This is a genomic window from Pauljensenia hongkongensis (assembly GCF_001746855.1).
GTDB lineage: Bacteria > Actinomycetota > Actinomycetes > Actinomycetales > Actinomycetaceae > Pauljensenia > Pauljensenia hongkongensis.
Window position 1 is genome coordinate 1,956,500 of the sequence record NZ_CP017298.1, and the last position, 21,468, is coordinate 1,977,967.

The 21,468-nt window shown below is 70.8% G+C and carries 11 protein-coding genes; all 11 read left to right on the forward strand.

Annotation, left to right across the window (positions count from 1 at the left end; genetic code table 11):
- Positions 1–43: 43 nt before the first annotated feature.
- The 11 genes from BH719_RS08120 (at position 44) to BH719_RS08170 (ending at position 21,214) form a co-directional block, all read left to right on the forward strand.
- Positions 44–571, forward strand: coding sequence for a hypothetical protein (locus tag BH719_RS08120; protein ID WP_034255391.1), 528 nt, complete (start codon positions 44–46; stop codon positions 569–571).
- Between the two features lie 428 nt (positions 572–999).
- A complete protein-coding gene (locus BH719_RS08125; RefSeq protein ID WP_245683281.1) occupies positions 1,000–7,026 on the forward strand; it encodes an Ig-like domain-containing protein in 6,027 nt (2,008 codons plus the stop codon).
- A 54-nt stretch (positions 7,027–7,080) separates the two neighbouring features.
- The gene (locus BH719_RS08130; protein WP_009744351.1) at positions 7,081–8,046 is read left to right on the forward strand and encodes an AAA family ATPase; all 966 of its coding nucleotides are present in this window, start codon (positions 7,081–7,083) and stop codon (positions 8,044–8,046) included.
- A gap of 6 nt (positions 8,047–8,052) precedes the next feature.
- Complete coding sequence (locus tag BH719_RS08135; protein ID WP_009744352.1) at positions 8,053–9,228, forward strand: DUF58 domain-containing protein; 1,176 nt, start codon at positions 8,053–8,055, stop codon at positions 9,226–9,228.
- Positions 9,225–11,819, forward strand: a complete 2,595-nt coding sequence (locus BH719_RS08140; protein ID WP_009744353.1) for a transglutaminase-like domain-containing protein — start codon at positions 9,225–9,227, stop codon at positions 11,817–11,819. Before BH719_RS08135 ends, BH719_RS08140 begins: the two co-directional genes overlap by 4 nt.
- Entirely contained in the window at positions 11,816–13,345 is a 1,530-nt protein-coding gene (locus BH719_RS08145; protein ID WP_009744354.1) for a serine/threonine-protein kinase, read from the forward strand. The genes BH719_RS08140 and BH719_RS08145 overlap by 4 nt, the downstream gene beginning before the upstream one ends.
- A 25-nt stretch (positions 13,346–13,370) precedes the next feature.
- Positions 13,371–14,243 (forward strand): PP2C family protein-serine/threonine phosphatase, encoded by an 873-nt coding sequence (locus tag BH719_RS08150; RefSeq protein WP_009744355.1) that lies wholly within the window; start codon positions 13,371–13,373, stop codon positions 14,241–14,243.
- Positions 14,243–15,670: an FHA domain-containing protein gene (locus BH719_RS08155; protein WP_009744356.1), complete on the forward strand. Its 1,428-nt coding sequence runs from the start codon at positions 14,243–14,245 to the stop codon at positions 15,668–15,670. Before BH719_RS08150 ends, BH719_RS08155 begins: the two co-directional genes overlap by 1 nt.
- 163 nt (positions 15,671–15,833) lie before the next feature.
- Complete coding sequence (gene ppdK / locus BH719_RS08160; protein WP_034255392.1) at positions 15,834–18,545, forward strand: pyruvate, phosphate dikinase; 2,712 nt, start codon at positions 15,834–15,836, stop codon at positions 18,543–18,545.
- 376 nt (positions 18,546–18,921) lie between these two features.
- A complete protein-coding gene (locus tag BH719_RS08165; protein ID WP_050790669.1) occupies positions 18,922–20,538 on the forward strand; it encodes an FTR1 family iron permease in 1,617 nt (538 codons plus the stop codon).
- Positions 20,539–20,569: 31 nt separating this feature from the next.
- A complete protein-coding gene (locus BH719_RS08170; RefSeq protein WP_009744359.1) occupies positions 20,570–21,214 on the forward strand; it encodes an iron transporter in 645 nt (214 codons plus the stop codon).
- Positions 21,215–21,468 lie beyond the last annotated feature (254 nt).

Here is a 21,468-nt window from a genome sequence, read left to right on the forward strand (position 1 = left end):
GGAACGACCGACCAGTGAAAGGGGCGGCACGATGGGGACACATGTGAACCGACTGGGGGGTGCCCTCGTCGCGGCAGTGCTGGCGTGCGCGTTGGCCGCGTGCGGGCAGCTCGGCGGGGGCGCTTCCTCCAACAAGCCCCTCGACCAGCTCCAGAACCTCGGGGCCGGGACGAAGGCGGACTACCAGAGCCGCATGGACCAGGCCTCGGAGGCGGACAAGCAGAAGATCCTCACCGAGGCGAACCAGGTCGATGCCGTGGTCGGCGCCGAGCTGGTCCTCGACGACCCCTCGGCGAAAGGGGCCAAGTTCCAGCTCAAGGACGACAACACGGTCGTCATGGACCAGAGCATCGCCCCCCTGATGTCCAACGCCACCAACTGGCGGGTCGGGGACCGGTCCATCGACCTGTGCACGGACGCCGACTGCGAGTACTACTCGTCGTGGACGGTCGCACCGAAGACCGGGTCCGGGGGCGGCGGCCTCAGCGGCTACACGCTGACGCTGCTCATCGAGAACGAGGCGGAGGCCGCCAACGTCAATGTGACCAGGGAGTTCACACTGGGCAAGTGAGGCCCGCGCGCGGGCGGCGCGGGCCGTCCCGTGCCCTGCCCGAAGGCCTCCTCGTCCCCCGGGCCGAGCCCCTGTGCGGCCGGGCCCGGCCGCTGGTGCCGTCGAGGGCGGGCGCAACAGGCCCCCGCCCTCGGATCCCACCTGGTGAGACAATTCATTATTTGATTACTTTCACTTCCGTTGTGGCTGGTGATCGGGGCGAAAGTCCGCCTCGGGGGCGCGCCCGCTCCGGCATGATGGGCAGTGGTCGGATTTGTCGAATGGCAGTGGGACCCCGCGTTAATTAGTGTGTACCCCGGCCCGAAACGCTTACCTGGCAACTCTCTATGGAGTAACGACTCGTGCGACACTAGGGAGACGGGCCTGAAATCCGACCAGCGGCACGTGATGAAAGGTGGGGATGCGCTGTGAGAGGCATGAAGCGCCGGATGCCTGCGCTGTTCGTCATCACTGTGGTGCTGTTCGTGTCGGTCCTTGGTCTTTTGTACAGGGGCATGGAGGTCACCCACGTCGATGTGGACGACGGCGGCATCTGGGTCATCGACAAATCCAAACAGATGGTCGGCCATCTCAACTACGACGCCCGCGTCCTCGACGGCGCCCTGAGGGCGGAGTCCGCGAACTTCGACATCGGGCAGGCCGGCGAGACGGTCACTATGACGGACCGGGCGACCTCGACGATCGCCCCCATCAACGTCACCGCCGTGGCGCTCGGCTCGGCGACCCCGCTCCCCTCGGGGGCGGTCGCCACACAGGGCGGGGACACCCTCGGCGTCTACAATCCCGCCGAGGGGACCTTCTGGGTGACCAGCGCGAAGGGCCCGGTCGCCGCGGACCTGGGGGACGGGGCCGCGCTCGACAGCGGCGAGGGCGCGGGGGCCTCGACGGTGGCCGTCGACGGCACCGCGTTCTCCCTCAGCGCCTCGGACGGCACTCTGGTCACAGTCGCACCAAAAGGAACCGTCCAGTCGGTCAATAAGTCCCGGATCAAGGGGATCGACCCCGCCGCGACCCTCGCGATGACGGCGGTTGGCAATCATCCGGTCGCATTCGATACCACGGGCAATATTCTGTACTTGCCGAACGGTCAGGCGTACAGCCTCACCGACTACGGCATCGCGCCCGGCGCCGTGCTCCAACAGCCCGGCGCCGACGCGGACTCCGTCTACCTGGCCACCCCCACGAGCCTCGTCGGAGTGCCCCTCAAAGGCGGGGAGCCCTCCGTCGTCGACACGGGCGCCAGCGGGAGCCCCGCCGCCCCCGTGTGGCACATGGGCTGCGCCTACGGCGCCTGGTCCGGCAGCGGCGCCTACCTGCGTTCGTGCGCCGATCCCAGCAAGGACACCAACGACGTCGTCGACACCCTCAAATCCGCTCGCGAAGTCGTCTTCCGCACCAACCGCTCCGCCATCGTCCTCAACGACGTGGCCCTCGGATCCGTGTGGCTGCCCGACGAGAACATGACCATCGTCGACAACTGGGACGAAGTCGAGCAGCAGCTCGCCGAGTCCGAGGAGGAGGAGCAGACCACCGACCTCATCGACGAAGTCGAAGACCCCGAGCGCAAGGAGCAGAACACACCGCCCGACGCCGAGGACGACGAGTTCGGCGTCCGGCCCGGGCGCTCCACCCTGCTGACCGTCCTGGACAACGACTCCGACTCCGACGGCGACGTCCTCACCGCCCGCGCGACCTCCAGCCCCGGCTTCGGGACGGTCGTCTCCACGCGGGGAGGGCGCGCCCTCCAGATCGCCGATGTCGCCGACTCGCAGACGGGGTCCACCAGTTTCACCTACGAGGCCTCGGACGGGCAGGACACCGACTCCGCCACCGTCCGCGTCTCCGTCCACCCGTGGAGCGAGAACGCCGCGCCCGAGCAGAGGACCGTCCCCACCGTCAAGATCGGGCAGGGCGCGCAGATCCAGTACAACGTCCTGGGCGACTGGCGCGACCCCGACGGCGACCAGGTCTTCCTCCAGGACGCCCAGGCCCCCGAGGGCCTCTCCGTCCAATTCGCCGAGGACGGCACCCTGCAGATCCGCGAGCTCGGCGCGGGGGCCGGTCCCAAGACCGTGGACCTCACCGTCTCCGACGGGCGCGCGCAGGGCAAGGGAACGCTCAAGGTCGACGTGCAGGAGCCCGGCAACCAGGCCCCGTCGGCCAACGCCGACTTCTACGTGGCGCGCGAGGGCGAGACCATCACCCTGGACCCGCTGGCCAACGACACCGACCCCAACGGCGATCCCCTGCGGCTCGTCGGGATCTCGGCCCCCGCCTCGGTCACCGCCCTGCCCGACCTGGAGGCCGGGACCATCGACTTCACGGCGACCGCCCAGGGGACCTACCAGTTCAGCTACACGGTCACCGACGGCGCCGATCAGAAGATCGGCATCATCCGCGTCGACGTCATCCCCGCGGACGAGGCCTCCGGGCCCATCGCCGAGGACGACCTGGCGGTCCTGCCCGTGGGCGGCTCCGTTCTGGTGGCGCCGCTGGGCAACGACACCGACCCCTCCGGCGGCGTCCTGGTGGTCCAGTCCGTCGACGTCCCCGCTGACTCCGGGCTCGAAGTGGCCCTGCTGGACCGCCACCTGCTGCGCGTCAGCTCGCCAGCGGGGATCGGGGAGTCCGTGTCCTTCACCTACACGGTCTCCAACGGCTACGGCTCGGCCACGGCCCGGGTGCTCGTCGTCCCCGGCTCGGAGACGAACTCCTCCCTGCCGCCCGTCCTGCAGCCCGACACCGTCAAGGTGCGCGTTGGCGACGTCGGCACCGCCTCCGTCCTCGACAACGACCGCTCGCCCGGGGGGCTCAGCCTCTCGGTGGAACCCACCCTGAACTACGAGGCGAACCCCTCGGTCGGCACCCCCTTCGTCACCGGGAACGAGGTCCGCATCGAAGCGGGCGGCACCCCGGGCACGCTTTCCGTCGTCTACTCGGTCATCGACTCCTCCGGGAACACCGCCGCCTCGACGGTCACCTTCGAAGTGGTCCCCGACTCCGAGGCCAACAACCCGCCCAGGCCCAAGGCCCTCACCGCGTGGGCGGCCAGCAACCAGACGACGCGCATCCCCGTGCCATTGGCCGGGGTCGACCCCGACGGGGACTCCGTGTGGCTGGTCGGCACCGACCAGCAGCCCACCAAGGGCACGGCGGTGGTGCGCGACTCCTGGCTGGAGTACACGCCCGCCGAGGGCGCCTCGGGCACTGACGTCTTCACCTACGTGGTCGAGGACCGCCGGGGCGCGCGCGGCACCGCGCGGGTCCGCGTCGGCATCGCGCCCCCCGCTTCCCTCAACCAGAACCCCGCTGCCGTGCCCGACACCGTCCTGGTGCGCCCCGGCCGCCAGGTGTCCGTCAACGTCCTGGCCAACGACGTGGATCCCGATGGGGACCCCCTCGCCCTGGACGCGGACGGCCTCACGGCCTCCGACCCCAGGCTGGCGCCCACCGCCTCCGGTGACTTCGTGACGATCACGACGCCCGAGGCCGAGGGGACCTACCTGGTGTCCTACGGCGTCTCCGACGGGCGCGGCGGCAGCTCCCGCGGGCAGTTGACCGCCTACGTCTCCGCGAACGCCCCCCTGAAGGCGCCCATCGCCCGTGACGACTCCCTCTCCTTCGACAGACTGCCCTCCGACGGCTCCGCCGCGCGCGTGCGGGTCACTGAGAACGACGAGGACCCCGACGGCAGCGTCTCCGACCTGGTGGTCACCACCTCCGACCCGGGCGTCGTCGTCGACGGCCAGGACCTGCTCATCACCCCCCAGGCGAGCAGGCGCCTGGTCGTCTACACGGTCACGGACTCCGACTCCCTGTCCAACTCCGCGGTCGTCTCCGTGCCCGGACTGGACTCCACGCCGCCAACGGTCAGATCCGAGGGCATGCCCATCGAGATGAAAGCGGGCGAGAGCCGCACCCTGGCCCTGGCGGACTACACCACCGTGCGCCCCGGGCGCTCGGCGCGCCTGTCGGAGGGCGGATCCATCGTCTCCTCCAACGGTATCGACCAGGCCGCGGCCAACGGGGAGGGCTCCGTGGACGTCCACGCGCGCGAGGGCTTCTCGGGCAGCGCCACGGTCTCCCTCGACGTCTCCGACGGATCCTCCAACGACTCGGGGGCGCTGAGCGCCAGGCTGTCCCTGACCTTCATCGTCCGGCCCGCGTCGAACCAGCCGCCCACGCTCACGCCCACGCCCATCCGGGTCGGCGCGGGGGAGGACCCCGTCACGCAGAACCTGGCGCTCGCGGTCACCGACCCCGACGGCGCCAACCCCCGGGACTTCGCATACGCGCTGGTGTCCAAGCCCGACAGCGTCTCCGCCTCCGTTTCCGGGACTGCGCTGACGGTGTCCGCCCCTGCGGGGACGGCAACCGGTGCGGCGGGCTCGATCGCGGTGAGCGTCGACGACGGCTCCGGCCCCGTCCAGGCCTCCGTCCCCGTCGAGGTCGTCTCCACGACGAAGCCGAAGATGCAGGTCAGCCCCATCCAACTCGAGGTTGAGCGCGACGCGTCGGTCACCGTGGACGTGGCGTCCAGGAACGTCATCGGCGCCATCGGCCCCGTCCAGGTGGTGGACTCCGGCCCTGGAGTCGCCGCTGGGAGCGCGAGCACCGTGACCTGGAGTGGGACTTCCGTCACCATCACACCCGATCCGGCGAAGGCCGAATTCACCTACCAGTACAGCATCACGGACGCGCCCGGGGACAGCAGCCGCACGGTCTCCAACACCATCACCGTCAAGGTCAGGCAGACCAAGCCCGCTGCGCCCGTCAGCGTCCGCGCGGTGAGCCGGGGCGGCGCCCAGGGGGTCGGAGCCGCCGAGCTCTTGATCACGGATGCGAATCTGGGCGCCGACTTCGTCGTCAAGGGCTACCGGGTGACCGACGTGAACACGGGGACTGGCTACGACTGCGAGCCGCAGATGCGCTGCCTCGTCTCCCCGCTCGGTCCGGGGCCCCACTCCTTCACAGCCGTCGTGAGGACCAACAAGGGCGACTCGGCTCCTTCAGCCCCGTCGAACACCCTCGACTTCTCGCCCGATCCGTCCGGCGTGCGGCGCCTCCAGGTGACTCCGGGCAACGGGAGCCTCACCGCGAACTGGAGCGCCCCCGATCAGCAGGGCAGCGGCATCATGAACTACGAGGTGGCCGTGACGGGCAGCGGCGGCGGCACCGAGCAGGTCCCCGCCTCCTCGACCTGGTACACCAGGAGCGGACTGACCCCTGGTGAGTCGTACACGGTCTCGGTCGTCGCGATCGACACGAACAGCAGGCGCTCGGCGGCGGTCTCCACGCGGGTCACCCTCCCCAGCGCCCCGGAACCCCCCCGTGACCTGAAGGCGATGGTAGTGGGGGGGACCGGCGACGGCACCACCAGCTTCAACGTGACGTGGAAGTTGGGGTCCCACCACTCCTCCGGCTGGGCGAACGGCACGGTGTCCGTCGACTCCCGGCCGTACCCGGTCAGCCCGGGGGCGACGCAGAAGGAGGTGTCGGTGCCCTCTGGCGGCTCCGCCACCATCACGGTCACCGTGTTCAACGCGGACGGGTACTCGAACGCGGCGTCGATCAGCGTGTCCACCCTGGTCAAGAACCCGCTGCCCCCGACGGCGCCCGTCCTCAAACCCACCGGCAACACCGGTGAGCTGCAGGTCGTGGGCCTGGCCAAGGTGCCCGGCAACGGGTACGAGGCGAGGCAGTTGACCCTGCGCTACGCGCGTTCCGAAGCCGCGTGCGCGGCTGGCGACGAGGTGGAGGACGGGGAGGTCATCGGGGGATTGGGCGCCTCCAGCACGCCGGTCACCCTGTTCTTCTGCCAGACCGCCACCGCAGTCGACGCGACCAAGGTCGTCTCGTCCGCCACATCGGCCTCGGGGACCCCCAAGGCCGGCAACGTGCCCAAGTTCAAGGTCAAGGCCAAGGCCGATGGGACGAGCATCAAAGCGACGTGGAACATCCCGGCGGACGCCGACATCGTCAGGGCGCACGCTTCGATCAAGGAGGGGGGCGTTGCGCCCCAGTTCGGCTCGCCGCCCCCCTCGTCGGCTGTCTTCTCCGGCCTCGCCCCGCTCAACAGGTACACGGTCGTGGTCACGCTGACGAACGCCTCGGGCGCCGAGCGCACCGTCGAGAAGGAGGTGTGGACCGAGGAGGATCCCCAGTACATCGAGGAGACATGGGAAAGGCCGGCCAGTTGCTGGGGCACGCCGTGCGGGGCGTTCAGGATCTCGGCGACCAGGGCGGACCAGTTCGCCCCGGACGCGACGCTCACGTGCTACGTGTACACCTATAGGGACGAGGAACACGAGCGGGAGCGCCGCAAGTTGACCCTCGACGCCAAGGGCAACTGGACGGTGACGGGCCTGCCCACCCAGGCGACCTCAGCGGGAGCTTTCGCGGGCATGAAACAGCATGTGACCAGTTGCTGGGTGGAGGACGATGATGACGACTGAGTGCTCTGTAGCACCTATACTTTGTTGGGAATTATTCCTTGAGGAAGGACATGAATGACGCTCTCGACCGAACAGGCGGGTGAATTCGCGCAGGTCTTCAAAAGCCTCGTCGACGCCATCTCCAGCGCAGTCCTGGACAAGCAGCAGGTCGTGCGCCTGGCGCTCACCTCCCTGTTCTCGGGCGGACACCTGCTGCTCGAGGACGCGCCCGGAACCGGGAAGACCGCCCTGGCCAGGGCGCTGTCCGCCGTCATTGACGGCTCCCACTCCCGCATCCAGTTCACACCCGACCTGCTGCCCTCCGACATCACGGGCGTCAACATCTACGACCAGTCGAACGGCCGGTGGGTCTTCCGGGCCGGCCCCATCTTCGCCTCCATCGTCCTGGCGGACGAGATCAACCGCGCCTCGCCGAAAACCCAGTCCGCCCTCCTGGAGGTCATGGAAGAGGGCCAGGTCACCGTCGACGGCGTCTCCCGCCCCGCTCCTACCCCCTTCATGGTGATTGCCACCCAGAACCCCGTGGAGCAGGCCGGCACCTACCCGCTGCCCGAGGCCCAGCTCGACCGCTTCCTCATGAAGGCATCCGTCGGATACCCCTCCCGCGCCGCGATGGTCGAAGTCCTCGCAGGATCGGCCGCCCCCGACCGCTCCCGCCTGCTGCGCCCCGTCGTGGGCGGCGACGACATCGACCACTGGTCGCGCGTCGTCGCCGACAACTTCGCCGACACCGCCGTCCTCGACTACGTCGCGGCGCTGGCCGAGGCCACCCGCGAGGACGAGTCGGCGCTGCTGGGCGTGTCCACCCGCGGCGCCATCGGCATGGTACGCTGCGCCCGCGTGTGGGCCGCCGCCCAAGGGCGCACCTTCGTGCTGCCCGACGACATCAAGGCCCTCGCCGTGCCCGTCTGGGGCCACCGCATCGTCGTCGACCCCGACGCCGCGTTCTCCGGGGCGACCTCCCAGGGGATCATCACGCGCGCGCTCACCGGCGTCTCCGCGCCCTCGCTCGGGAGCTGAGGGCCGGTGAGGGGGGTCGTCCGCGCGCTCGGCCGGGGGCTGTCCATCGTGACGCCCACCGGATGGGCACTGCTCACCCTGGTCGCCTTGTCCGTCCTGGTCGGCCTCACCCTCCAATGGTCCGAGGCGGCCACCATCACAGCCGCCAGCCTGGTCGTCATCGTCATCGCCGCAGTGCGCGTCGCGTGGCGCCCCCCGCACATCGTCGCCATCGACATCACCAACGAGCACATCGTCGCCGGCCAGAGCACCGTCGGCCAGCTCACCGTCACCAACGGGAGCGCCCGCTCCGCGCGCACCGGCATCATCGAGGTCCCCATCGGGGCGGGCCTCGGGGAGTTCGTGGTCCCCCCGCTGCGCGCCCGGGGCAAATGGGAGGACATCTTCCTGGTCGGCTCCAAACGGCGGGGCGTCATCGAGGTCGGCCCCGCGCGCTCCGTGCGCACCGACCCCCTCGGCCTCGTGCGCCGCGTCCGGGAGTGGGGGGAGCCGGTCGTCCTGCACGTCCACCCCCGGACCGTGCGCGTCCCCTTCGACGCCACAGGCTTCCAAGTCGATATCGAAGGGGTCGTCACCGCGAAACTGTCCAGTTCCGACGTGTCCTTCCACGCGCTGCGGGACTACGAGCCCGGCGACGACCAGCGTTCCGTCCACTGGGCGTCCAGCGCGCGCCTGGGCAAGCTCATCGTCCGCCAGTACGAGGAGACCCACCGCTCCCACCACCTCGTCATCCTCGACAACACGGAGGGCTCCTGGGATCAGGACCCCTTCGAGACCGCGGTCTCCGCCGTCGCCTCCCTGGGGCTGGCCAACCTGCGCGAATCCCGGACGGTGTCCCTGGCGACCGCCTCCGAGTGGATCCCCACCACCTCGGCCATGCGGATGCTCGACGCCCTCGCAGAGCTGGGGACCGCGCCCAGAGGGGACTTCCTCCGCCGGGTGCGCGAAGTCATCGACGACCGCCCCGGCGCCTCCGCGGTCACCATCGTCGTGCCCGCCTCCACCACCGACGAACAGGCCGCCCACCTGTCCCGCCTGACGCCCGTGGACGTCCCCGTCTCGATCGTGCGCATCGACCCCTCCGCCGACCGGGGCAGGAGCGCCGTGGGCGGCGGCGTCCTGCTCGACTGCCCCACCCTCAAGGACCTGCCCAGGCTGATCATCGCCGGAGGCCTGACGTGAGCGAATCCATCGAGATCACACGGAAACGCGTGCACAGCGCCGCCGCCGAGGAGGTCCCCCCGCCCCCCGCCCCCGGCGAGAACGTCGCCTGGGCGGCCACCGCGGTGCCCTCGGGGCGCTACGGCAGCGCCAGGACCACGCGCGCGCGCCTGCGCAGCCTCACCGAAAGACTGCGGCGGCCCAGTCCCGCCCTGCCGGGGTGGTCGGTCCTCGTGCTGGCGGTGCTGGCCGCCGGCCCCGCCCTGGCCTTCGAGCCCGTCTTCGGCAACGGCCAGGGGCTCCTCGCCGCGGGCGCGGGGGCCGTCGCGGGCCTGGCGATCGGCACAGCCGCCAGCCGCTGGCACTGGGACCTGCTCAGCGTTCTCGCCGCAGTGGCGGCGGTCTACCTGCTGCTGGGCGGCTACGCCGCGCTGCCCCAGACGCTGGCCAACGGGTTCGTGCCCACCGGCCAGACCCTCCAAGTCCTGGTCCTGGGCGTGTGGCGCAGCTGGAAGGACCTGCTCACCCTGACGCCCCCGATCTCCGCCTACTCCGGTCCCGCGGTGGTGCCGTGGATCACAGGGCTGCTCGCGGGCACCCTCTCCTCCCTCATCACCATCCGCCTCGGGCGGCCGGTCGCCGGGACCCTGCCCATGGGGATCATGGGCTTCGTCGCCATCTTCTTCGGCCCCAGCGGCCAGGAACAGCCCGCATGGGCGGTCGCCGCGTGGTGGGTGGTCCTCGTGGGCTGGTGGGCGTGGGCCGCCCAGCGCCAGCGCCTCCGCCTCGGACAGGACGTCCTGGCGGGCCGCGCCGACTCGGCGCCCGCCCCCGCGGGAGGGGCAGCGGGCGGACGGATGCGCTCCACCGTCTACGCCGGGCGGCGCGTCGCCGGAGCGCTCACCATAGTCGCCGCGGGCGTCGCCGTCGCCGTGCCGGTCACGATCGCGCTGTCGCCCCTGCCCGGCCGCGTCGTCGGGCGCGACCTGGTCGACCCGCCCCTCGACGTGCGCACCTACCCGTCGCCGCTGTCCGCATTCCGCCACTACTCCACCGACCTCAAGGACGACGCCCTCATCACCGTCTCCGAACTGCCCGACGGGCAGCGCGTGCGGATCGCGGCGATGGACGTCTACGACGGGACCACCTTCGGCATGTCCGTCGCCGGCGAGTCCGCCTCCGAGGGCTACATCCCCGTCGGCACCGCCATCCCCGGGCGGGCGGGAACCGCCACCGCGTCCATCAGCGTCACCACCGACAAGCTCCGCGGCCCCTGGGTCCCCGTCCTCGGACGGCCCGAGAACATCGTCTTCACGGACGGCGCCGCGGGCGCGCAGCGCGAGGGCCTCCACTTCGACCAATGGGCGAACACGGCGCTCACCACCAGCCCCTCGCCGCAGATGGCCTACACCGTCGAAACGTCCTTCGCCGACGCGGCGACGGACGACGAGCTGGAGGGCCTGCCCGCCGCGTCCTTCACCAACTCGGACAAGAACCTCCCCCAGGGCCTCGAGAGCCTGGCCCTGGAGGCCACCCAGAACGCGGACGGGCCCCTGGCCACCGCGCGCGCCATCGAGCACTACCTGTCCGGCAACGGCTTCTACCTCCAGGAGAACACCGTCCAATCCAGGCCGGGCGTGCGCACCGACCGCCTCGAGCGCATGCTCAAAGCCGCCGACCTCATCGGGGACGACGAGCAGTACGCCGCGCTCATGGCCCTCATCCTCCACTCCAAGGGCATCAACGCCCGCGTCGTCATGGGCGCCTACCCGGCCGAGGGGGCGGACGGCCACAACCGGCGGGGCACCGTGAAACTGTTCGGCGCCGACCTGCACGTGTGGGTGGAGGTCGAGTTCAAGGACGGCATGTGGGGGGTCTTCGACCCGACGCCCCCGCGCGACAAGACCCCGCAGACCCAGGTCCCCAAGCCCAAGACGGTCCCGCGCCCGCAAGTGCTCCAGCCGCCCGACCCCCCCAAGCCCCCCGTCGAACTGCCCCCCAACGTCCGCGACCAGAACGCGGACACCGACAAACCCGACAGCGCCTCGCTGCCGTGGGGCCTCATCCTGGGCGGCACGGGCCTGTTCCTACTGCTCTTCGGCCCCGTGATCGGCGTGGTCGTGTACAAGGCCCTGCGCAGGCGCAGGCGCAGACGGGCCGAGCCCGCCGCCGCCCTGCTGGGCTCCTGGGACGAGGTCGTGGACCTGGCCGCCGACGCCGGGATCTGGGTCGAGGCCGGGCAGACGCGCCAGGAGGCGGCGTGGTCGCTGTCGCGGCAGTGGTCGGGCGACCAGGACATCGTCGAGCCCAATGCCTTCGACCTGGTGGCCGCCCCCTCCGGCGCCAACGCGGCCGTCATCGCCGGGTGGACGCCCTTCGAGCAGGAGGTGCCCACCGCTGTCGCCATCGCCCGCCGCGCGGACATCGCGAACTTCGCGCACAACGGCGCGACCCGCGAGCACGTCAACGCCGCCTGGAAGGACTTCGCCTCCCTGCGCGCTCAAGTGCGCCGCACGACTGGCCCGATCCAGCGCGCGCGCCGCGCCCTCTCACTGCGCTCGGTGCGCCGCAACGCCGCCCAGGCCCGGCGGCGCAGGAAGGAACAGGGATGAGCACCGCGGGCATGGTGGTACCGGGCCCCGCCATCCCCGGGTTCCGCTTCGTGCGGCCCCTGGGCATGGGCGGCTTCGCCGATGTCTACCTGTACCACCAGGCGCTGCCCTCGCGCGATGTCGCCATCAAGATCGTGCGCGCCCAGGGAGACGCGCGGGGGACCGAGGAGCTCCACCGCGAGGCCGACGCGATGACCCTGCTGGCGGGGCACCCCGCCGTCGTCGAGCTGCACGGGGTCGGCACCACCTCGGACGGGCGGGCCTACCTGGTCATGGAGTACTGCCCCGTCGCCGACGTCCTGTCCCAGGTGCGCGCCAAGCCCATGGCACTGGACCGCGCCCTCGACTTCATGATCCAGATCTGCGGCGGCGTCGAGGTCTTCCACCGCCAGGGCTACGTCCACCGCGACATCAAGCCCTCCAACATCATGCTCGACGCCTACGGCCAGCCCGTCCTGGCCGACTTCGGCGTCGCCTCGCCCAAAGGGGAGCTGGAAGTGGGCGCGTTCGACGGCTTCTCCGTCCTGTGGGCGCCCCCCGAGCAGCAGGACGCCTCCAACCCCGCCACCCCCCAGCAGGACGTGTGGGCGCTGGCCTCCACCACGTGGACGCTCGTCACAGGGCGCAGCCCCTTCGAGGACCCCATCGGCGACAACTCCGCCGCCAGCATCGCCATGCGCGTCCAACGCGGGCGCATCCGCTCCCTCGGGCGGGCCGACGCGCCGCCGGAGCTCGAGGAGGTCCTGCGCGCCGCGCTGGACATCGACCCGGACAAGCGCACGCCCACCGCCCAGGCCTTCGGCGAGGGCCTCCAGAGCGTGCAGCGGGCCATGGGCCTGCCCGTGACCAAGATGGAGGTCAAGGAGTCGAAGACGAACGCGGTCTTCGGCCTGACCAGCGACGCCATCGACGCCAAGACCCGCCTGCGCGGCGCGGTGCGCATCGACCCCGAGGGCACCCGGATGCGGGCGCTGAAGTACGACTTCGGCGACCAGGTCCCCGCCGCGCCCGTCGCCGACTCCTGGGAGGTCGAGCGCGTCGACGGGGCCGAGGCCGCCCCCGAGTCGGCCAAGAAGCAGGAGGAGCCCGAGCGCTCCAAGCGCACGCCCTTCGCGACGATCCTCGTCCTCTTCCTGGTCGGCGCGCTGGTGACGGCGGGCCTGATCACCGCGATCCTCACCCAGCAGGGGACCGTCAACCGCGTCCCCGGCACCGAGACGCCCAGCACGGGCAGCGAGACCGCCGACCCCGTCGGCCAGCCGCCCCCCGTCGTCACCGGCCTGGCCGGCGACTACGCCGACGGGACGATCACATGGACGTGGAGCGCGCCGGAGAACACCTCGCCGGAGACCGTCGAGTACTCCTACGCGGCCACCGGTCCGGACGGCGACAAGAACGGCACCACGGAGGGCACGACCGTCACCCTTCCCGCTGCGAGTGGCAGGAACTGCGTGGATATCGCTACCGTAGCAGTCGTCACCAGACGCGCGTCCGATCCCATACGCGCATGCGTCGACGTGCCATGAGCAGTGCGAGAGAAAGAAGTCCGTTATGACGGCGGGGGAGCATAACCGCGGATTAGTCCTGCAATGGGGGGCGGCCACCGATATCGGCCCGGTGCGCAGCGAGAACGAGGACTCGTGGCTCGCCGCTCCCCCCTTCTTCGCGGTGGCCGACGGCATGGGCGGCCACCTCGGCGGGGCCCGCGCCTCGAGGACCGCCGTTCAGACCCTGTGCGAGTACCTCAGTGAGGAGCGCCTCGGGGACCGCGCCGCGGACCTCGTGGACCTTTCCGAGGCCGTCGAGGAAGCGGGGGAGCGCGTCAACGCCCTCGCCGGGGCCGACGACGCGCAGAACGCCCCGGGCACCACGCTCACCGGCGTCCTCGCCCTGGACACGGACGAAGGCCCCTACTGGCTCTCCCTCAATATCGGCGACTCCCGCGTCTACGTGGTCGGCAACGGTCGGATCAGCCCGATCACCCACGACCACTCGGCCGTGCAGGAGGCGCGGGACATGGCGGAAGAACTGGGGACCCCCCAGATCATCCCGCCGTCCAACGTTGTCACCAAGGCCCTGGGCGGCGGGCTCACCGGTTCCGTCAGCGCCGACTACACCCTCATGCCCCTGTGCGAAGGCGACTACGCCGTCGTATGCTCTGATGGTATCCACGGAGTGCTCACGGACGTGCAGATGTGCTCGATCGTGACCGCGGGGCGCGGGCCCCAGGGCGTCGCGGACCACCTCGTGAGCGCCGCGCTGTCCGCTGGGACTCGTGATAACGCGACCGCCGTGGTAGTTTACGCAGCAAGTGCGTCCCGACTAACATCGGATCCGCACGCAATGACCCGAGTCATCCAACCAGTCCGCCCCGCGTCGACCCGCACGACGCGCCGGACTCCACTGAGAAAAGGCAGTAACTGATGCTTCAGATTGGTCGCTTCTTGTGCCGGGGCCAGGGCGCGATACTCGTGATGGGGCCGCTCGGCGCGGCCCTCGTGCCACTGTCTTTGGCCGATGGCGCCGCAGACGTCGTCTGGGGCCGCGCGGACACGCAGACGTGGCTCGCCCAGGTCCAGGCCGACGGCGATAGCGCGCTGCTGCTCGACTGCGCCGGCGAGCAGCCCTACCTCACGGTCCTCGGCGCCATCCAACTGCGCATGCGCAGCGCCGGGCAGATCGCCGAGCAGGTGTGGACCGACCCCATCTGGGCCTGGCCCTTCAACCCCGGGGAGTGGCAGACCTTCGAAGCGGCCATCGTCGACGGCGATGAGGTCACCTGGATGGTGCCCGCCGCCGACCGAGTCGAAGCGGGGGAGATCCGCATCGGCCGGTCCCTGGACGAGTTGGAGGCCCTCGCCTCGCTGCCCGTCGACACCATGGGCTTCCTCATCCACTCCACGGAGACGCCCACCCAGCGCCCGGTCGCCGTGGTCCCCGAGTCGCCCAAGGACGACGAGGCGTACGACGTGGCCGCGGCCGAGGCGAAGTTCCTCGCGACCCTCAACAAGGACGAGCGCGCCTCCGCGCCCGCCGCCGAATCGCTGGCGGTCGTCGCCGAGCAGGTCGTCGCGACCATGCCCTCCGACGACTCGTCCGCGACCAGGATCTCCAGGGAGCGCCCCAGGCACGCGGCCGACTCCGCCGAGGACGGCGCCGCCCCCGGACAGGGGCAGGAGGCCCCGTCCGAGCAGGGCACCGGGTCCGAGAAGGGCGCCGGGACCGGGCAGGGCACAGGGACCGACTCCGCCCCCCCGGCCGATAGCGCCCCCCAGGGGCCCGCGCCCGCCGGGGCCGACGAGGAGGACTCCATGGCCCGGACCCTCGTCGACCAGCCGCCTGTCGCCCTGCCCCCGGCAACGCGGCCCCCGGCGGCACGGCCCCCCGTCGCCACAGCGCCCCCGCCCGCGGAGGACTCCTACGAGGAGATCGCCCCCGACGTGCTGGCGGGGATGAACGCGGAGGCCACCCAGGCGCGCCGGGCCCCCCACAACGTCGGCCCCTCCGCCCCCGTCGCCTTCCTCATCCACGGCGGCACCGTGCCCGTGGAGGTCAGCCGCGATGTCATCATCGGCCGGGACCCCGACGCCCGTGCCCTCACCGGGCGCCCCGTGGCGACCGTCCTGCGCGTCCCCAGCCCCGCGACCGAGATCTCCCGCTCCCACTGCGCCGTTATGATGACGGCCCCGGGGGCGTGGTCCCTCATGGACCTGGGATCCGCGAACGGCACGATCCTGCGCCACGCCGACGGGAGCTTCCAGGACGTCACGCCGATGGTCACCATCGCCCTGAACGACGGCGACCTGATCGACGTCGGCGAGGGCACCACCATCGAGTTCAGAGTCCGCTGAGCCCCTCGAGTGCGGGGGCGGGCCCTCCGGGGCCCGCCCCCGCGCCGTCCAACGACGCGGCGCCCCGCCGGAAGTGACCTTGGTCCCTGATCCCATGTACACTTATCGGCGGCAGCGGCCCAGTGCTGGGCCGGTCGATGACGAACGGAAGCTGAGGACCACGATGGTCAAGTACGTGTACGACTTCTCCGAGGGCGACAAGTCCATGAAGGACCTGCTCGGGGGGAAGGGGGCGAACCTCGCCGAGATGACGAAGCTCGGCCTGCCGGTCCCCCCCGGGTTCACCATCACCACGGAGGCGTGCCGCGCCTACCTGCAGGGATCCGTCGTCCCCGAGTCCTTGTCCACCGAGGTCACCACCGCCCTGCGCGGCGTGGAGGACCAGATGGAGCGCCATCTCGGCGACCCCTACAACCCCCTGCTGGTCTCCGTGCGCTCCGGCGCGAAGTTCTCCATGCCGGGCATGATGGAGACCGTCCTCAACATCGGCCTCAACGACCAGTCCGTGATCGGCCTGGCCAAGGTGTCGGGCAACGAGCGTTTCGCGTGGGACTCCTACCGCCGCCTCATCCAGATGTTCGGCAAGACGGTGCTCGACATCGACGGCGACCTCTTCTCCGACGCCCTCGACTCCCTCAAGGCCGAGCGCGGCGTCAAAGGGGACACCGAACTGACCGCCGACGACCTGCGCGGCCTCGTCGAGACCTTCAAGGGGATCGTGCGCGACCAGACCGGCCAGGACTTCCCCCAGGACCCGCGCACCCAGATGGACATGGCCATCGAGGCCGTGTTCCGCTCCTGGAACACCGAGCGCGCCCGCATCTACCGCCGGCGCGAGCGCATCCCCCACGACCTGGGCACCGCCGTCAACATCTGCACCATGGTGTTCGGCAATATGGGCGAGAACTCCGGCACGGGCGTGTGCTTCACCCGCGACCCCTCCTCGGGCCACTCCGGCGTCTACGGCGACTACCTGGAGAACGCGCAGGGCGAGGACGTCGTCGCAGGAATCCGCAACACTCTGGCCCTGGCCGACCTGGAGCGCATCAACAAGCCCGTGTACGACGAGCTGCGCTCCATCATGCGCAAACTCGAGACCCACTACCGCGACATGTGCGACATCGAGTTCACCATCGAGCGCGGCAAACTGTGGATGCTGCAGACCCGCGTCGGCAAGCGCACGGCTGCGGCCGCCTTCCGCATCGCCGTGCAGCTGCGCGAGGAGAAGCTCATCACCCGCGACGAGGCCCTTGGCCGCGTCACCGGCGACCAGCTCACCCAGCTGATGTTCCCGCAGTTCGACGCCAAGGCCGACAAGGAACTGGTCGCCACCGGCATGGCCGCGTCGCCGGGCGCCGCAGTCGGACGCATCGTCTTCGACAACGCGCAGGCCGAGGCCGCCGCCGAAGCGGGCGTCAAGTGCGTCCTCGTGCGCCGCGAGACCAACCCCGACGACCTGCCCGGCATGGTCGCCGCCGAGGGCGTGCTCACCGCGCGCGGCGGCAAGACCTCGCACGCCGCCGTCGTGGCCAGGGGCATGGGCAAGACCTGCGTGTGCGGCGCGGAGGCCCTCGAGATCGACTCCGAGGCCGGCACCGTGACGATCGGCGACCTGGTCCTGACGGGCGAGGACGTCATCGCCATCGACGGGCAGACCGGCGAGATCTTCCGCGGCGAGGTGCCCGTCACCGACTCGCCCGTCACCACCTACCTCGCCCAGGGCCTCGACGCGGGGCTGGCGGCCGCCGGGGACGACGAGGGCACCCGCGAGCTCGTCGGGGCCGTGGACTTCATCCTCTCCCACGCCGACGAGGTCCGCCGCCTGCGCGTGCGCGCCAACGCCGACACCCCCCTCGACTCCAAGCGCGCCATCGAGTTCGGCGCTGAGGGCATCGGCCTGTGCCGCACCGAGCACATGTTCCTCGGCGAGCGCCGCCCCCTGGTCGAGCGCGCCATCCTCTCCGCCCCCGGCTCCGCCGAGCGCCAGGCGGCCTTCGACGAGCTGGAGAGGCTCCAGAAGCAGGACTTCCTGGAGATGCTGGAGGTCATGGACGGCAAGGCCATGACCGTGCGCCTCATCGACCCGCCGCTGCACGAGTTCATGCCCGCGCTGGTCGACCTGGAGACCAGGGTCGCGGTCGGCAAGGCCACCGGGAACCTGGATCCCGCCGACGAGGCGATGCTGGCCGAGGTGCGCCGCATGCACGAGCAGAACCCCATGCTGGGCCTGCGCGGCGTCCGCCTGGGCATCTACCTGCCCGGCCTGTTCGCCCTGCAGATGCGCGCCCTGTGCGAGGCCGCGGCCGAGCTGGTCGCGCGCGGCCTGCGCCCCGAGCCGGAGATCATGGTGCCGCTGGTCGGCTCCGTGCGCGAACTCCAGCTGGTGCGCGAGGAGGGCGAGGCGATCATCGCCCAGGTCGCCGCCCAGCGCGGCGCCGACCTGTCCGGCATCACCATCGGCGCCATGATCGAGCTGCCGCGCGCCGCCATGACCGCCGAGGACCTGGCCGAGGAGGCCGACTTCTTCTCCTTCGGCACCAACGACCTCACCCAGACCGTGTGGGGGTTCTCGCGCGACGACGTGGAGAGCGTGTTCTTCCCGCGCTACATCGAGGCGGGGATCTTCGGCGTCTCCCCCTTCGAGTCCATCGACGTCCACGGCGTGGGCACCCTGGTGGCCGAGGGCGTGCGCCGCGCCCGCTCCACCAAGCCCGGCATCAAGCTGGGCGTGTGCGGCGAGCACGGCGGCGACCCCTCGTCCATCCACTTCTTCCACCGGGTGGGCCTGGACTACGTGTCCTGCTCGCCGTTCCGCGTCCCGGTGGCCCGCCTGGAGGCGGGGCGCGCGGCGGTCGCGGAACGCGTCGAGGAGTGAGCCCGGCGTCCGCGTGAGGCGACGCGGCGGGGCCGTGGCCGGAGGCGCCGGCCACGGCCCCGTTCGTTGCCCAATGGATCACACGGGCCTATGGCGGCTCGGACGCTCGGACGCGTGGCGGGGCTGCGGCGCCGGGCGGACGGGTGGTCGTGGGTCTGATCCGCAACTGTGGGACTAAGGTCCGTTAAACGGGTGCGGAGTCGGGGCTAGGCGTCCGTCGGCATTGGTAACAATTCAGGTTGTGCTTACTTTAATATTTACGCCCTCATGGCAACGTGGCTACGCTGGGACGCGGAAATCCCAACAGGGCCGATCGGCCCGCCGACCAGGAGGCAAGACCGTGGGCGCGCTCGTCACCACGACTACCAAGGCCGCGATGCGGCAGAGCACGAAAGGGCTCGTCGTCATTGTGATGGCCGCGCTCGCCGCAGTGCTCTGGGCCGCCCCCGCCCGCGCCGCCAACCCGCAGACGTGGCAGGAGGTCTCCGCCACCATCGCCTCCCTCATCGACCAGGCGGTGGCCGACTACAAGGCCGGTGACGCCGCCAAGGGCAAGGAGGGCGTCAACGACGCCTACTACAAGAACTATGAGACGACGGGTATGGAGAAGCAGGTCATGGCCCGCATCTCCGGCTCCCGGGTCAGCGCCGTCGAGATGGAGTTCTCCCTGCTCAAGCAGGCCATGGGCTCCGGCGACAGCGCCGGCGTCGACTCCCACGCCGCCACCCTCAAGCAATGCATCGCCGAGGACGCGGCGAAACTCGACGGAGTCGCCCCGGCCTCGGGGTCGTCGGGCGCGGGCTCCGCCGACTACAGCCCCGGCGCCTGGGGGCAGACCGCCAAGCAGATCAACGGGATCATCGACCAGGCGGTGGCCGACTACAAGGCCGGTGACGCCGCCAAGGGCAAGGAGGGCGTCAACGACGCCTACTACAAGAACTATGAGACGACGGGCATGGAGAAGCAGGTCATGGCCCGCATCTCCGGTTCCCGGGTCAGCGCCGTCGAAATGGAGTTCTCGCTGCTCAAGAAGGCGATGGCCGAGGGCGACGGCGCCGGCGTCGACTCCCACGCCGCCACCCTCACCAACGCGATCCGCGAGGACGCCAACACCCTGGACGGGTACACCGGGCAGGCCGCCTCCGACGCCGCCTCGCAGACCACGCCGTGGCTCAGCGCCTTCGTGCCCGCCCTGCTCGTCATCCTCCGCGAGGGCATGGAGGCCATCCTGGTCGTCGCCGCGGTCCTGGCCTACCTGGGCAAGTCCGGGCACAAGGACAAGGCGCGGGTCGTGTGGTCCGGGGTCGCCATCGCCCTCGGGCTCTCCGCCCTGCTCGCCTTCCTCTTCAACTACTTCACCTCCCTGGCGGGGGCCAACCAGGAGCTCCTGGAGGGGGTCGCCGCGCTCTTCGCCGTCGCCATGCTGATCTGGGTGTCGAACTGGATGATCCACAAGTCCTCCGACAAGGCGTGGGAGAAGTACATCCGCGACCAGACCGACGCCTCGCTCACCAGGGGATCGCTGCTGGGCCTCGCTTTCATCTCCTTCCTGGCCGTCCTGCGCGAGGGCGCCGAGACGATCCTCTTCTACGTGCCCATCGTCTCCAGCGCGGGCGACCGCACGGGCTACGTGTGGGCGGGCCTCGGGGTCGGCCTCGTGGTCCTGGTCGTCGTCTACCTGCTCATCCAGTTCGCCGCCCTGCGCATCCCCCTGCGCCCCTTCTTCACCATCACCTCCCTGCTGCTCGCCCTCATGGCCTTCACCTTCACGGGGTCGGGCGTCAAGGAGCTCCAGGAAGCCGACGTGCTCTCCCTGACCTACGTCAACGGCTTCCCGACCGTAGACCTCTTGGGGATCTACCCCCGAGTGGAGAACCTGGTCGCCCAGGCGCTGGTTCTCATCATTATCGTCGGCCTGTACGTCTTCGGGAAGCGCTCCCTCGCCCGCGCCAGCGGCGGGGCGGAGGACGCCCCGGACGCGAAGGCCGACTGACATCCACAACACCGATCAGGAGAACCCTCCCATGAAGCGCTCCCTCGCCCGAATCGGGGCCGCGGCCGCCGCGATCGCCCTGGCGGGCACGCTCGCCGCCTGCTCCTCCAACTCCAACAACTCGAACAACTCGAACAACGGCGCGAACCCCCCCGCCTCCCAGTCCGCCGCGGACGACGGAGCCAAGCCGGGCGAGGACGCCGGCTTCGAGGAACTGCCCCTGGGCGACGACGTGTTCGTCGGCCCCCTCAAAGTGGGCGGCGTCTACTTCCAGCCCGTCGACATGGAGCCCGCCGTGAGCACGCCGGCGAAGGACTCCTCGATGCACATGGAGGCCGACATCTCGGCCGTCGCCGACAACGACCTCGGTTACGGCGCGGGCGACTTCATCCCCGCCCTCACCGTCGACTACCAGATCGCGGACAAGTCCGGAACCGTCGTCCAGGAGGGCACCTTCATGCCCATGAACGCCTCGGACGGCCCCCACTACGGCATCAACCTGCCCAAGCTCGAGGCCGGCACCTACGACGTGACCTTCACGATCAAGTCCCCGGAGACCAACGGCTGGCTGCTCCACACCGACGAGAAGACCGGTGTGAAGGGCCGGTTCTGGCAAGAGCCCCTCAAGGCCGAGTTCAAGGACTGGCAGTGGGATCCCACCTCCGTCGACTGGTGAGGACCAGGCGGGCCGGGGAGACCATCCCCGGCCCGCGCCCGCACGGGGCACTACACTGCTGACGAGGGGGGCGCAGGCCCCCCTCAGCCAGGAAAGGACCGTTGATGCTTCAGCAGCTCAGTGAGGCGACCCTGAGCCTCCTGCTCACAATGCTCGCCGTCGGGGCCACGATCCGCCTCGTCCCCGCGGCCGGGCGCGGCCGCAGCGGACGGCGCGCCCGCGCCCTGGCGGTCTGGGGGGGCATCGGAGCCGGC